This window comes from Citrobacter sp. Cm038 (genome assembly GCF_030333105.1).
Lineage (GTDB): Bacteria > Pseudomonadota > Gammaproteobacteria > Enterobacterales > Enterobacteriaceae > Citrobacter > Citrobacter murliniae.
In genome coordinates, this window is record NZ_JAOWGO010000022.1 from 261,834 (window position 1) to 275,710 (window position 13,877).

The following is a 13,877-nucleotide window of genomic DNA, read 5'->3' on the forward strand; positions in this document are numbered from 1 at the left end:
TTATTTACCTTACAGAAAATAAACGAAATCACAATAAGCTCAATTTATGATTTTTTCAAAAAAAAGGCCGCTTGCGCGGCCTTATCTTTAGCAATGAATCAATGATGATCAACCGGGTGGCTGTGTTCAACATCTTCATTCTTGCGGCTAAAGCGGCGGCGGACCACCACAAAGAAAACCGGAACGAAGAAGATAGCCAACACGGTTGCCGTGACCATCCCGCCCATTACACCTGTACCAACGGCGTTCTGCGCGCCACTACCCGCGCCAGAGCTGATAACCAGCGGCATAACACCCAGAATAAAGGCCAGTGACGTCATCAGGATCGGACGTAAACGCATACGAACAGCATCCAGCGTCGCCTCAACCAGACCTTTACCCTCTTTATCCATCAAGTCTTTGGCGAATTCGACGATAAGTATCGCGTTCTTCGCCGACAACCCAATGGTTGTGAGCAGGCCTACCTGGAAGTAAACGTCGTTGGTTAAGCCGCGCAAAGTCGCTGCCAGCAACGCACCGATAACCCCCAGTGGAACCACCAGCATAACAGAGAACGGAATTGACCAGCTCTCATACAGCGCCGCCAGACACAGGAAGACGACAATCAGTGAAATGGCATACAGGGCAGGGGCCTGGTTGCCAGACAGTCGTTCCTGGTAGGACATACCAGTCCAGTCATAACCGATACCGGATGGCAATTTGCTGGCCAGTTGCTCCATCATCGCCATAGCTTCACCCGTACTTTTACCTGGTGCGGCCTGGCCCAGAATTTCCATGGAAGGCAGACCGTTATAGCGTTCCAGACGCGGCGAGCCATATTCCCAACGCGAGGAAGAGAACGCGGAGAACGGTACCATTTGTCCATCGCTACCGCGGACATACCAGTTTCCAATATCTTCCGGCAACATACGGTATTTGGCTTCAGACATGACGTAAACTTTCTTCACACGACCACGGTCGATGAAGTCATTCACGTAGCTTCCGCCCCATGCTGCACCCAGTGTTGTATTAATATCACTAATGGAAACACCCAGAGCCTGCGCTTTTTCCTGATCGATATCGATCTTGAATTGCGGAGTATCTTCCAGACCGTTAGGACGTACGCCAACTAACAGATCAGGATGTTTCGCCACTTCACCGAACAGCTGGTTACGAGCCTGGGTCAGTTTTTCATGGCCCAGTCCGGCCTGGTCAATTAACTGGAAGTCAAAGCCTGTTGCTGTACCCAGCTCAACAATCGCCGGCAGGTTAAAGGCAAAGACCATTGCGTCTTGAATCTTCGAGAATGCCGCCATCGCACGACTTGTAATCGCTTCGACCTTATTCTCTTCGCCTGGACGTTCACTCCAGTCTTTCAATGACACGAACGCAATACCGGTGTTCTGACCACGTCCCGCAAAACCGAAGCCGTTAACGGCAAAGACCGATTCAACGTTCGCTTTTTCTTTGGTCAGATAGTAATCCGTCATTTCGTCCAGCACTTTCTGGGTACGCTCTTGCGTTGCACCCGCAGGCAACTGAGCCATGGACAGGAATACCCCCTGGTCTTCATCCGGCAAGAAGGAGCTTGGCAGACGAACGAACAGATAGGCCATGCCCACCACGATGATCAGATACAGTGCCAGATAACGACCCGTGCTGCGCAGAATGCCGCCTACGCTGTCGGTATAGTGGTTCGTGCTCTTGTCGAACATGCGGTTGAACCAACCGAAGAAACCTTTCTTGCCTTCTCCGTGATCGCCCTTAGCAATCGGTTTGAGCATGGTTGCGCAAAGAGCAGGGGTCAGGATCAGTGCCACCAGTACCGACAACGCCATTGCAGAAACAATGGTGATGGAGAACTGACGGTAAATCGCCCCGGTAGAGCCACCGAAGAATGCCATCGGAATAAATACCGCTGACAGCACCATCGCGATACCCACCAGTGCGCCCTGAATCTGGCCCATTGATTTACGCGTCGCTTCTTTTGGCGGTAGTCCTTCCTCGGACATGACACGTTCAACGTTCTCGACCACAACGATGGCATCATCCACCAGCAGGCCGATGGCGAGCACCATCCCGAACATCGTCAGGGTATTTATCGAGAAGCCGAAAATGGCAAGGACCGCAAAGGTACCCAACAATACGACCGGTACGGCAATAGTCGGAATCAACGTCGCGCGGAAGTTCTGCAGGAACAGATACATAACCAGGAACACGAGGATGATTGCTTCTGCCAGTGTTTTCACTACTTCGTGAATAGAGATTTTTACGAACGGTGTAGTGTCATACGGGTAAACAATTTTCAGGCCTGATGGGAAGAACGGTTCCATCTTCACCAGTTCAGCGCGAATAGCCGCAGCAGTATCCAGAGCGTTCGCACCGGTTGCCAGTTTGATACCCAAACCAGACGCAGGTTTACCGTTGAACTTCGCAATGATGTCGTAGTTTTCACCGCCCAGCTCAATCTTCGCTACATCGCGCAGACGAACCTGGGAACCGTCCTGGTTCACTTTCAGCAGAATTTTGCCAAACTCATCGGTAGAGGTCAGACGCGTTTGAGCAATAATAGAGGCGTTCAGTTGCTGGCCTTTCACCGGTGGCGTACCACCAAGCTGACCGGCTGCAACCTGGGCGTTCTGTGCTTTAATCGCGGTAATCACATCAACCGGCGTAAGCTGATATTTGTTCAGCTCAGTCGGATCCATCCAGATACGCATTGCGTACTGAGAACCGAACAGCTGTACGTCACCAACACCCGAGGTACGGCTGATAGCGTCTTTCATGTTAGCGGCGACGTAATCCGAAATATCTTCCTGCGTCATCGTGCCGTTGGTGTTGATAACACCAACAACCATCAGGAAGCTACTGGATGACTTCTCAACGCTAACCCCTTGCTGTTGTACTTCCTGAGGCAGCAACGGCATCGCCAACTGCAGTTTGTTCTGCACCTGTACCTGGGCGATATCCGCATCAGTACCAGACTGGAAGGTGAGGGTGATCTGCACGGTACCCGTGGAGTCACTGTTTGAGGACATGTACATCAGGTTATCGATACCGTTCATATTTTGTTCGATAACCTGCGTAACAGTATCCTGTACTGTTTTTGCATCAGCGCCAGGGTAGGTCGCGGAGATCGTCACTGCAGGTGGTGCAATAGTAGGATATTGCGCCACCGGCAATTTGAGGATCGCGAGCCCCCCTGCCAACATGATGATTATGGCGATCACCCACGCAAATATGGGGCGATCGATAAAGAAATTAGGCATGTCTTAACGGCTCCTGTTTAAGTTAAGACTTGGACTGTTCAGGCTGGTTACCGCTTGCGGCTTGCTGGTTATTATCAGCGGTGACTTCCTGCGCTTTTACCTGTGCGCCAGGACGTACTTTTTGCAGCCCACTTACAATCACGCGGTCGCCCGGCTTAAGTCCTTCAGTGACCAGCCATTTATTGCCAATCGCTTGTGCTGCCACAATTTGGCGGGTTTCCACTTTGTCATCCGCACCGATAACTAATGCGCTGGCATCACCACGCGGCGTACGGGTAACGCCCTGCTGAGGTACAAGTAATGCGGTCGGATTGGTCCCTTCTTCCAGACGTGCACGGACAAACATACCCGGCAGTAAGGTGTGATCCGGGTTAGGGAAGATTGCGCGTAACGTAATCGACCCGGTGGTTTGATCAACCGTCACGTCAGAAAACTCCAGCGTACCGGACTGCGGGAATTTAATTCCGTCGCTGGTGACCAGTTCGACTTTTGCTTTACCGTTCTCTTGTTTCAGCGTGCCATTCGCCAGCTCTTGTTTCAGGCGCAGGAAATCGTTGCTTGACTGCGTCACGTCGACATAGATTGGATCCAACTGCTGAACGGTTGCCAGTGCGGTCGCCTGACCGTTTTGCACCAGAGCACCTTCAGTGACCGATGACTTACCAATGCGGCCGCTGATTGGCGATGTGACTTTGGTATAGGCCAGATTGATACGAGCAGTTTCTACTGCCGCTTTAGCTGCAACAACGGCGGCATTCGCCTGTTGTGCATCTGCCTGCGCGCTATCGTAATCCTGTTGACTGATGTACTTGGTACCCAACAATTTCTGATAACGTTTAACCGTCAGCTGAGCGATATTTGCCGCTGCTTGTGCTTTGGCCAGATCGCCTTTTGCGCTTTCATACGCGGCCTGGTAAGTAGCAGGATCAATCTGATAGAGAGACACACCCGCTTCGATGTCACCACCTTCTGTGAAATTACGCTTCAGGATAATGCCGCTGACCTGAGGGCGAACTTCCGCAATGCGGTAAGCACTGGTGCGACCCGGGAGTTCAGTTGTGATCTGTAGAGGTTCAGTTTTGAGCGTCACAACTCCAACTTCTGGCATCTGCTGGCCCCCTTGTTGGGCCTGTTTGTCGTCACATCCTGTTAGCGCTAAGCTGCCTGAGAGCATCAGAACGACTGCCAGAGGCGTTAACCCTCTGTTTTTGTTCATATGTAAACCTCGAGTGTCCGATTTCAAATTGATCAATGGCTTAAAGCCCATAAACCCATTGCTGCGTTTATATTATCGTCGTGCTATGGTACATACATTCACAAATGTATGTAAATCTAACGCCTGTAAATTCACCGACATATGGCACGAAAAACCAAACAACAAGCGCAGGAAACACGTCAGCACATTCTGGATGTCGCTCTGCGTCTGTTTTCGCAACAAGGGGTATCATCCACCTCGCTCGCGGAGATCGCAAAAGCTGCTGGCGTCACTCGCGGTGCAATCTATTGGCATTTCAAAAACAAGTCGGATTTATTCAGTGAAATCTGGGATCTGGCAAAACCCAATATTGATGAACTAGAGACTGAGTATCAGGCAAAATTCCCCGACGATCCACTATCAGTATTAAGAGAAATTTTAGTTTACGTTCTTGAAGCTACCGTGACAGAAGAACGCCGGCGTTTATTGATGGAGATTATATTCCACAAATGCGAATTTGTCGGGGAAATAGCTGCTTTTCAAATGGCGCAACGCAGCCTGTGTCTTGAAAACTATGACCGTATTGAACAAACGCTACGTCACTGTATGAACGCAAGAATGCTGCCAGAGAATCTGAACACGCGCCGTGTAGCGGTCTTAATGCGCAGCTACCTTTCCGGGATTATAGAAAACTGGTTGTTCGCCCCGGAATCTTTTGACCTGAAAAAAAACGCACGTGAATACGTCGCAGTGCTGCTGGAAATGTGCCTTCTTTGCCCAACGCTGCGAGTGCCGGAAACAAGCTAACCCCTCGATTTCAGTCCAGGAATTTTCCTGGACATTTTCCCTGGCGCTATTCTGTCTGTCAGCGCCGTGATATTCTAGCCGCTTGACTATTTTCGGTCACTTTCCGGTTAGAAACGTTCATTCTCATGACTATGTTGCAGCTTTATAAACGCTCAAAGCATCTTATTGCTATTACCACTTTATTCTTCATTATTTTGCTGTCTTGTCAGTCATCCGCATTTGCGCGAGCGCAACAGAATGGTGAACTGCCGACGAAAGCGGATATCCAGAGCCAACTGGATGCGCTGAGTAAGCAAAAAGATCTTTCCGCGCAGGATAAACTGGTTCAGCAGGATCTTATCGAGACCCTCGCCACGCTGGATAAGATTGACCGCGTGAAGGATGAGACCGTTCAGCTTCGCCAGAAAGTTGCCCAGGCGCCAGAGAAAATGCGCCAGGCGACGGAGGCGTTAAATTCGCTCAGTGATGTCGATAATGACGATGAAACGCGAAAAACGCTGAGCACGCTCTCTTTACGACAACTTGAAACACGCGTCGCTCAGGTGCTGGATGACCTGCAAAGCTCGCAAAACGATCTGGCGGCTTACAACAGCCAACTGGTCTCGTTGCAGACGCAGCCTGAGCGTGTACAAAATGCGATGTACACCGCATCACAGCAAATGCAGCAAATCCGCAATCGCCTGGATGGTACCAACGTCGGTGAAGCGGCATTACGCCCCAGCCAGCAGGTTCTGCTGCAGGCGCAGCAAGCGCTACTCAATGCGCAGATCGATCAGCAGCGTAAAAGTCTGGAAGGCAACACGGTTTTGCAGGACACCTTGCAGAAACAACGTGATTATGTGACAGCCAACAGCAACCGACTTGAACATCAGTTACAGCTCCTGCAGGAAGCGGTGAACAGCAAACGGCTGACGCTCACCGAAAAGACGGCGCAGGAAGCGGTAACGCCCGATGAAGCTGAACGTATCCAGACCAATCCGCTAGTCAAACAGGAACTTGAGGTCAACCATCAGCTAAGCCAGCGTCTGATTTCCGCCACCGAAAACGGCAATGCGCTGATGCAGCAAAATATCAAGGTCAAAAACTGGCTTGATCGGGCGATGCAGTCTGAACGCAACATTAAAGAACAAATTGCTGTTCTGAAAGGTAGTCTGCTGCTGTCGCGTATTCTGTATCAACAACAGCAAACATTACCCTCAGCGGATGAACTTGCTGATATGACCAATCGGATCGCCGATTTGCGTCTGGAACAATTCGAGGTTAACCAGCAGCGTGACGCGCTGTTCCAGAATGACGCTTTTGTCGCCAAACTGGAGGAAGGGCACACCAGCGAAGTGAACACTGAAGTTCATGATGCCTTGCTCCAGGTCGTGGATATGCGCCGTGAGCTGCTGGACCAACTGAATAAGCAATTGGGTAATCAACTGATGATGGCCATTAACCTGCAGATTAACCAGCAGCAGTTAATGAGCGTATCGAAAAATCTGAAAGGGATCCTGACCCAGCAAATCTTTTGGGTTAACAGTAACCGTCCGATGGACTGGGACTGGATCAAAGCCTTCCCTCAAACGTTAAAAGATCAGTTCAAGTCGATGAAAATCACGGTGAACTGGGAGAAAGCCTGGCCAGCGGTATTTATTGCTTTTCTGGCGGGGCTACCGCTGCTGTTGATTGCCGGACTAATTCGCTGGCGTTTGAAATGGTTGAAAGCGTACCAGGAAAAACTCGCTGCTGCGGTAGGTAACTTGCGTAATGACAGTCAGCTCAATACGCCAAAAGCGATACTGATTGATCTGATTAGAGCGTTACCTGCCTGCCTGATTATCCTTGCCGTTGGTCTGATCCTGCTTACCATGCAACTGAACGTCAGCGATCTGTTGTGGGCATTCAGTAAGAAGATGGCTATTTTCTGGCTGGTGTTTGGTTTGTGCTGGAAAGTACTGGAAAAAGATGGCGTGGCGATCCGCCACTTCGGTATGCCTGCGAAACAGACCAGCCACTGGCGTCGCCAGATTGTGCGCATTAGTCTGGCATTATTGCCGCTGAACTTCTGGTCAGTGGTTGCTGAACTCTCGCCGCTTAATCTGATGGACGACGTTCTCGGACAGGTCGTCATTTTCCTGAACCTGTTGCTGATCGCCTTCCTTGTATGGCCAATGTGTCGCGAAAGCTGGCGTGATAAAGAGTCGCATGGTCTGCGCCTGGTCACTATTACCGTGCTGTCGATTATCCCGATTGCGTTAATGGTGCTGACGGCTACCGGTTATTTCTATACCACGCTGCGTTTGTCTGGGCGCTGGATTGAAACGGTCTATCTGGTCATTGTCTGGAACCTGCTGTATCAGACTGTACTGCGTGGGCTGAGCGTGGCCGCACGTCGCATTGCCTGGCGCCGTGCATTAGCGCGCCGTCAGAACCTGGTAAAAGAAGGGGCCGAAGGCGCTGAACCGCAGGAAGAACCGACCATTGCGCTGGAGCAGGTTAACCAGCAAACGCTGCGTATTACGATGTTACTGATGGTTGCTCTGTTTGGCGTTCTGTTCTGGGCAATTTGGTCCGATCTGATCACCGTGTTCAGCTACCTCGACAGCATCACGCTCTGGCATTACAACGGTACAGAGGCCGGGGCCGCAGTAGTGAAAGATGTCACCATGGGCAGCCTGCTGTTTGCGATAATTGCGTCAATGGTGGCATGGGCGCTGATCCGCAACTTGCCCGGACTGTTAGAAGTGTTAGTGCTCTCACGACTCAAAATGCGTCAGGGCGCATCTTATGCCATCACTACGATCCTCAATTACGCGATCATTGCTATCGGCGCGATGACGGTGTTCGGATCGCTCGGGGTATCGTGGGATAAACTACAGTGGCTGGCTGCGGCCTTGTCGGTCGGTCTCGGTTTTGGCTTGCAGGAGATCTTCGGTAACTTTGTCTCGGGCCTGATCATTCTGTTTGAACGCCCGGTCCGTATTGGCGATACGGTCACGATTGGGACGTTCTCTGGTACGGTAAGTAAGATTCGCATTCGTGCAACCACCATCACCGACTTTGATCGCAAAGAGGTGATCATTCCGAACAAAGCGTTTGTAACGGAACGTCTGATCAACTGGTCGCTCTCTGATACCACCACACGCCTGGTGATCCGTATTGGGGTTGCTTATGGCTCAGATCTGGACAAGGTGAAGAAGGTGCTGCTGCAGGCGGCGCAGGAACATCCGAAAGTGATGCATGATCCGGAACCGGCGGTGTTCTTTACCGCCTTTGGTGCCAGCACGCTGGATCATGAGCTGCGATTATATGTTCGTGAACTGCGCGATCGCAGCCATACGGTGGATGAACTTAACCGCGCGGTTGACCGTCTGTGCCGTGAAAACGATATTGATATCGCCTTTAACCAACTCGAAGTTCACCTGCATAACGCCAAAGGTGACACAGTGACTGAAGTTAAACGTGACTTCAAAGGTGATGACCCGACACCGGCTGTGGGGTGATAAGTAAACGCCTTATCTGGCCTACGAAGTGCAATAATTCTGGACTCGTAGGCCGATACCAACAGATTCAGCTCTTTTTTATGATGCAGGGAGCTGCTGTATTTTCTTTTCGTAATCCCGCTTAACAATCTCCAGCGCTTTCAGTACGGTTTCAGGCGCAACCTGATGCTCTTCCAGAAGCATAATTAAATCGACAGCCAGTTTGATGTCGTCCGGGGCGTTCTCAAGTGACATAATTTCTCCGGGGTTAACGGGTTAAACGCGCCAGCACGTTTTCTATTCTTTCCAGCGCATGACGACAGCGTGCCAGACGCGCTTCGAAAGCTTCCACTTCACGATGCAGTTTTTGCTGTTCTTCAAAGCCTGTAGCCTGAGCCAGACGCTCTTTGCGTTCACGCGTCATCTCGACCAGACGGCGCTCAAACTCCTGGTGCTGGACGCGCTTGCGCTGCCAGCGAGCGAGCCCAGGGGAGGCACTGTCCCACTCCCTGAGCGACCAGGTAGCAGTTTCGCGCATAATAGCCTCTAACTGTGAGGCAAGGTGTTCCGCAAGCCAGGTAATTTGTGGTAGTTGTTGCTGTTCAACAGCGTGGCGCAGTGCGGTGAGATTCGCGCTAGCTTCATCCAGACAGGCCTGCAACAGCGTACTGCGCGTGCGAAAAAGATGGCGATCAAAACGGGCGCTGAGTGTTGCGTGGTGCGCCAGTGGTGCGCAAAGTTGTTGCAGGCTGTTGAACTGGCTTTCGAGCTTCTGTAACAGCATGACGGTTTTCACGATAACACTCCGATGAAAATGAGAACTGTTATGCTAAAGTAGCGATTCTCTGTGTTAAGTACTTAAACTATGCAACGCATTATTCTAATCATCATTGGCTGGATAGCGGTAGTGCTGGGAACGCTGGGTGTGGTATTGCCATTGTTGCCCACTACGCCGTTTATCCTGCTGGCTGCCTGGTGTTTTGCCCGCTCATCGCCGCGTTTTCACGACTGGCTGCTCTACCGTTCATGGTTTGGCGGCTATCTGCGCCACTGGCAAAAACACCGTGCGATGCCTCCGGGGGCAAAGCCGCGCGCTATATTGTTGATATTGGTTACATTTGGAATCTCGCTGTGGCTGGTTAATATGATGTGGGTGCGTGGATTACTGTTGGTTATTCTCGCCTGTTTATTGATTTTCATGTGGCGGATACCGGTGATTGATGAAAAGCAACAAAAGCACTGAAGCGCAATAATGCCAGTTGCAATTGTCTCACGCAGCCAGTAAATTTGACCGTTTTCGAGCACAGGCGCAGGCGGTCAAAGGTTAAACAAATGTAACCTTTGCTCTTATATAGACACAAAATCATTCAAGTTGCGTCGAAACGGCAACTGAATGAATCCCCGAAGCTTACATCAGTAAGTGCCTGGGATGAATGAAGGCGGCCAACAAAGAGGCAGCTTGAAGGATAAAGTGTATAGTGCGCCGTGAAGCAATACTGTATTAATCAGGCACAAACTTATGACCGCGACTGCACAGCAGCTTGAGTTTCTCAAAAATAGCATCAAAAGCATCAACGACTACCCAAAACCTGGCATTCTTTTTCGTGATGTCACCAGCTTGCTGGAAGACCCGAAAGCGTATGCACTCAGCATTGAACTGTTAGTTGAACGCTACAAAAATGCGGGCATTACTAAAGTTGTCGGCACCGAAGCGCGTGGCTTCCTGTTTGGCGCACCGGTAGCGTTGGGGTTAGGCGTTGGTTTTGTACCCGTACGTAAACCGCGTAAGCTTCCACGTGAAGTGATTGCTGAGAGCTATGAGCTTGAATACGGCACCGATCAGCTGGAAATCCATGTTGATGCCATCAAGCCGGGTGACAAAGTACTGGTAGTGGACGATTTGCTGGCAACCGGCGGAACAATTGAAGCAACAGTGAAGCTGATCCGTCGTCTGGGTGGTGAAGTCACCGATGCGGCTTTTATCATCAACCTGTTCGATCTGGGCGGTGAACAGCGCCTGGAAAAACAGGGATTGACCTGCTACAGCCTGGTTCCGTTCCCGGGGCACTGATTTCGGACGATCTTTTATCGGCCAAAGTAATACCGAGACACACAACCTCGCCGTCTGCGCGAGGTTGTGTTAGCATTACCCCCTTGTGAATCCACCCTCCAGCCTTTCAGAGCCTGCCAATGAGTTATCAGGTCTTAGCCCGAAAATGGCGCCCACAAACCTTTGCTGACGTCGTCGGCCAGGAACATGTGCTGACGGCACTGGCGAACGGCTTGTCGTTAGGGCGTATTCATCATGCTTATCTTTTTTCCGGCACCCGTGGCGTCGGAAAAACCTCTATCGCCCGTCTGCTGGCGAAGGGACTCAACTGTGAAACTGGCATTACCGCTACACCTTGCGGTGTGTGTGACAACTGCCGTGAAATTGAGCAGGGGCGTTTTGTCGATTTGATTGAAATTGACGCCGCGTCTCGTACTAAGGTCGAAGACACTCGCGATCTGCTGGATAACGTTCAGTATGCGCCGGCGCGTGGCCGCTTTAAGGTCTATTTGATCGATGAAGTGCACATGCTGTCGCGCCACAGTTTTAATGCGCTACTTAAAACGCTCGAAGAACCGCCTGCACACGTTAAGTTCCTGCTGGCGACTACCGATCCGCAGAAGTTGCCGGTTACTATTCTGTCTCGCTGCCTGCAATTCCACCTTAAAGCGCTGGATGTCGAACAAATTCGCCATCAGCTTGAACATATCCTCAATGAGGAAAACATCACCCACGAACCACGCGCACTGCAGCTGTTATCTCGTGCTGCAGACGGTAGCCTGCGCGATGCGCTGAGTCTGACCGATCAGGCGATTGCCAGCGGTGATGGGCAGGTCACGACTCAGGCAGTGAGCGCGATGCTCGGCACGCTTGATGACGACCAGGCGCTTTCTCTGGTTGAAGCTGTTGTGGCAGGGAATGGCGAGCGTGTTATGGCGCTGGTGAATGATGCCGCCGCTCGCGGAATTGAATGGGAAACGTTGCTGGTTGAGATGTTGACCCTGCTTCACCGTATTGCGATGGTTCAGCTATCGCCTGCGGCATTGAGCAGCGATATGGCTGCCATTGAACAGCGTATGCGTGATCTGGCACGCACTGTACCGCCGACCGATGTGCAGCTTTATTACCAGACCCTGTTAATCGGGCGCAAAGAGCTTCCGTATGCGCCGGACAGACGAATGGGTGTAGAAATGACGCTGCTGCGTGCGTTAGCTTTTCATCCGCGAGTTCCGTTACCGGAACCTGAAGTACCGCAACAGTCATTTGCGCCTGCTGCACCTACCGCGGTGATGACACCGACGCAGGTCCCTGTACAGCAGTCTGCACCTGCACCTGCACATTCGGATGTACCGTTATCTGACGCTACCAGTCGGGTTCTTGCCGCGCGCAACCAACTGCAGCGAGCTCAGGGAGCAACCAAAACAAAAAAGAGTGAACCGGCAGCCGCTCCCCGCGCGCGGCCGGTGAATAATGCTGCGCTGGAAAGACTGGCTTCGGTGTCGGAACGTGTTCAGGCTCGTCCGGCAGCGTCTGCGCTGGAGCAGACTCCGGCGAAAAAAGAAGCCTATCGCTGGAAAGCAACCAATCCGGTAGCAGAAGTAAAAGAGGTTGTTGCCACACCGAAAGCGTTGAAAAAAGCGCTGGAGCATGAAAAAACGCCGGAGCTGGCCGCTAAGCTGGCAGCAGAAGCGATTGAGCGCGACCCCTGGGCCGCGCAGGTTAGCCAGCTTTCGCTACCCAAGCTGGTAGAGCAGGTGGCGCTTAATGCCTGGAAAGAAGAGAATGGCAATGTCGTTTGCCTGCACTTGCGTTCCACGCAGCGGCACCTCAATTCCAGTGGCGCACAGCAGAAACTTACGGAAGCATTGAGCGCCTTAATGGGCTCAGCGGTTGAATTGACCATCGTTGAAGATGATAATCCTGTGGTGCGAACGCCGCTGGAGTGGCGTCAGGCCATTTATGAAGAGAAACTCGCGCAGGCGCGTGAGTCGATTATTGCGGATAATAACATTCAGACGCTGCGTCGTTTTTTTGATGCGGACCTGGACGAAGAGAGTATTCGCCCCATTTGATCGTAAGCCATATCTCATGGTTTTATGGTCGTCATCCCTTAACGTGATTGAGAGAGAAGCCTATGTTTGGTAAAGGCGGTCTGGGTAACCTGATGAAACAGGCCCAGCAGATGCAAGAAAAAATGCAGCAGATGCAGGAAGAAGTCGCCAAGCTGGAAGTGACTGGCGAATCAGGCGCAGGTCTGGTTAAAGTGACCATCAATGGCGCGCACAACTGCCGTCGCGTGGAAATCGATCCTAGCCTGCTGGAAGACGACAAAGAGATGCTGGAAGATCTGGTTGCTGCGGCATTCAATGATGCGGCACGTCGCATTGAAGAGACCCAGAAAGAGAAAATGGCCTCTGTTTCTTCCGGTATGCAACTGCCTCCTGGCTTTAAGATGCCGTTCTGATGCAAACCAGCCCGCTGTTAACTCAGCTTATGGAAGCACTGCGCTGTCTGCCGGGCGTAGGCCCGAAGTCAGCGCAGCGCATGGCGTTCACGCTGCTACAGCGCGATCGCAGCGGCGGGATGCGTCTGGCGCAGGCGTTAACGAAGGCGATGTCGGAAATCGGTCACTGTGCTGATTGCCGCACCTTCACAGAGCAAGAAGTATGTAGCATCTGCGCGAATCCGCGTCGCAAGGAAAATGGTCAAATTTGCGTGGTTGAGAGTCCGGCGGACATCTATGCCATTGAGCAAACAGGGCAATTTTCCGGGCGTTATTTCGTGCTGATGGGACACCTGTCGCCGCTGGATGGTATCGGGCCTGATGATATCGGGCTTGACCGTCTGGAACAGCGTCTGGCGTCTGAGCAAATCAATGAAGTTATCCTTGCGACCAATCCGACGGTCGAAGGAGAGGCTACCGCCAACTATATTGCCGAGCTTTGCATGCAGTATGACGTTGAAGCCAGCCGTATCGCTCATGGCGTACCGGTAGGCGGCGAGCTGGAAATGGTTGACGGCACTACGTTGTCCCATTCTCTTGCCGGACGGCATAAGATTCGTTTTTAATCAATCGGGAGCAAAAATTTTTGCTCCCGCTTGAAATACCC

At 51.7% G+C, this 13,877-nt stretch carries 11 protein-coding genes and 1 other annotated feature; of the genes, 7 read left to right on the forward strand and 4 right to left on the reverse strand.

Going from position 1 to position 13,877, the window contains the following annotated elements; all coding sequences use genetic code 11:
• Window positions 1-98: 98 nt before the first annotated feature.
• Entirely contained in the window at window positions 99-3,248 is a 3,150-nt protein-coding gene (acrB, locus tag OGY01_RS12620) for an efflux RND transporter permease AcrB (RefSeq protein ID WP_045440626.1), read from the reverse strand.
• 22 nt (window positions 3,249-3,270) lie between these two features.
• Window positions 3,271-4,464, reverse strand: a complete 1,194-nt coding sequence (gene acrA / locus OGY01_RS12625) for a multidrug efflux RND transporter periplasmic adaptor subunit AcrA (RefSeq protein ID WP_045440628.1) — start codon at window positions 4,462-4,464, stop codon at window positions 3,271-3,273.
• A gap of 141 nt (window positions 4,465-4,605) precedes the next feature.
• Between acrA and acrR the strand changes: the two genes are divergently transcribed.
• Window positions 4,606-5,250, forward strand: coding sequence for a multidrug efflux transporter transcriptional repressor AcrR (gene acrR / locus OGY01_RS12630; protein WP_045440631.1), 645 nt, complete (start codon window positions 4,606-4,608; stop codon window positions 5,248-5,250).
• Between the two features lie 125 nt (window positions 5,251-5,375).
• Window positions 5,376-8,738, forward strand: coding sequence for a mechanosensitive channel MscK (gene mscK, locus OGY01_RS12635; RefSeq protein WP_048221934.1), 3,363 nt, complete (start codon window positions 5,376-5,378; stop codon window positions 8,736-8,738).
• A 78-nt stretch (window positions 8,739-8,816) separates the two neighbouring features.
• Here mscK and rsmS read toward each other — a convergent pair whose 3' ends face one another.
• Both rsmS and priC read right to left on the reverse strand, forming a co-directional pair.
• On the reverse strand, window positions 8,817-8,972 hold the full coding sequence (rsmS, locus tag OGY01_RS12640; RefSeq protein WP_071828900.1) for a pleiotropic regulatory protein RsmS: 156 nt from the start codon (window positions 8,970-8,972) through the stop codon (window positions 8,817-8,819).
• 13 nt (window positions 8,973-8,985) lie between these two features.
• Window positions 8,986-9,513 (reverse strand): primosomal replication protein N'', encoded by a 528-nt coding sequence (gene priC / locus OGY01_RS12645; RefSeq protein ID WP_200012209.1) that lies wholly within the window; start codon window positions 9,511-9,513, stop codon window positions 8,986-8,988.
• A gap of 69 nt (window positions 9,514-9,582) precedes the next feature.
• Between priC and OGY01_RS12650 the strand changes: the two genes are divergently transcribed.
• The 5 genes from OGY01_RS12650 to recR all read left to right on the forward strand — a co-directional run bounded on the left by OGY01_RS12650 (window position 9,583) and on the right by recR (window position 13,836).
• Complete coding sequence (locus OGY01_RS12650; protein WP_048221933.1) at window positions 9,583-9,960, forward strand: DUF454 family protein; 378 nt, start codon at window positions 9,583-9,585, stop codon at window positions 9,958-9,960.
• 276 nt (window positions 9,961-10,236) lie between these two features.
• Entirely contained in the window at window positions 10,237-10,788 is a 552-nt protein-coding gene (gene apt, locus OGY01_RS12655; RefSeq protein ID WP_045440640.1) for an adenine phosphoribosyltransferase, read from the forward strand.
• A 119-nt stretch (window positions 10,789-10,907) separates the two neighbouring features.
• A complete protein-coding gene (dnaX, locus tag OGY01_RS12660) occupies window positions 10,908-12,839 on the forward strand; it encodes a DNA polymerase III subunit gamma/tau (protein WP_286493182.1) in 1,932 nt (643 codons plus the stop codon).
• Window positions 12,172-12,236 (forward strand) — a sequence feature (DnaX frameshifting element). It overlaps the preceding gene by 65 nt.
• A gap of 62 nt (window positions 12,840-12,901) precedes the next feature.
• Complete coding sequence (locus tag OGY01_RS12665; protein WP_003021764.1) at window positions 12,902-13,231, forward strand: YbaB/EbfC family nucleoid-associated protein; 330 nt, start codon at window positions 12,902-12,904, stop codon at window positions 13,229-13,231.
• Window positions 13,231-13,836 carry a recombination mediator RecR gene (gene recR, locus OGY01_RS12670; RefSeq protein WP_045440647.1) on the forward strand — a complete coding sequence of 202 codons (606 nt, stop codon included), beginning with the start codon at window positions 13,231-13,233 and terminating at the stop codon, window positions 13,834-13,836. The genes OGY01_RS12665 and recR overlap by 1 nt, the downstream gene beginning before the upstream one ends.
• The last annotated feature ends 41 nt before the right edge of the window (window positions 13,837-13,877 follow it).

What these genes read in the sequence shown, in the direction of transcription:
- acrB (WP_045440626.1), bottom strand. Translation starts at nt 3,248, where the DNA reads ATGCCTAATTTCTTTATCGATCGCCCCATATTTGCGTGGGTGATCGCC.
- acrA (WP_045440628.1), bottom strand. Translation starts at nt 4,464, where the DNA reads ATGAACAAAAACAGAGGGTTAACGCCTCTGGCAGTCGTTCTGATGCTC.
- acrR (WP_045440631.1), top strand. Translation starts at nt 4,606, where the DNA reads ATGGCACGAAAAACCAAACAACAAGCGCAGGAAACACGTCAGCACATT.
- mscK (WP_048221934.1), top strand. Translation starts at nt 5,376, where the DNA reads ATGACTATGTTGCAGCTTTATAAACGCTCAAAGCATCTTATTGCTATT.
- rsmS (WP_071828900.1), bottom strand. Translation starts at nt 8,972, where the DNA reads ATGTCACTTGAGAACGCCCCGGACGACATCAAACTGGCTGTCGATTTA.
- OGY01_RS12650 (WP_048221933.1), top strand. Translation starts at nt 9,583, where the DNA reads ATGCAACGCATTATTCTAATCATCATTGGCTGGATAGCGGTAGTGCTG.
- apt (WP_045440640.1), top strand. Translation starts at nt 10,237, where the DNA reads ATGACCGCGACTGCACAGCAGCTTGAGTTTCTCAAAAATAGCATCAAA.
- dnaX (WP_286493182.1), top strand. Translation starts at nt 10,908, where the DNA reads ATGAGTTATCAGGTCTTAGCCCGAAAATGGCGCCCACAAACCTTTGCT.
- OGY01_RS12665 (WP_003021764.1), top strand. Translation starts at nt 12,902, where the DNA reads ATGTTTGGTAAAGGCGGTCTGGGTAACCTGATGAAACAGGCCCAGCAG.
- recR (WP_045440647.1), top strand. Translation starts at nt 13,231, where the DNA reads ATGCAAACCAGCCCGCTGTTAACTCAGCTTATGGAAGCACTGCGCTGT.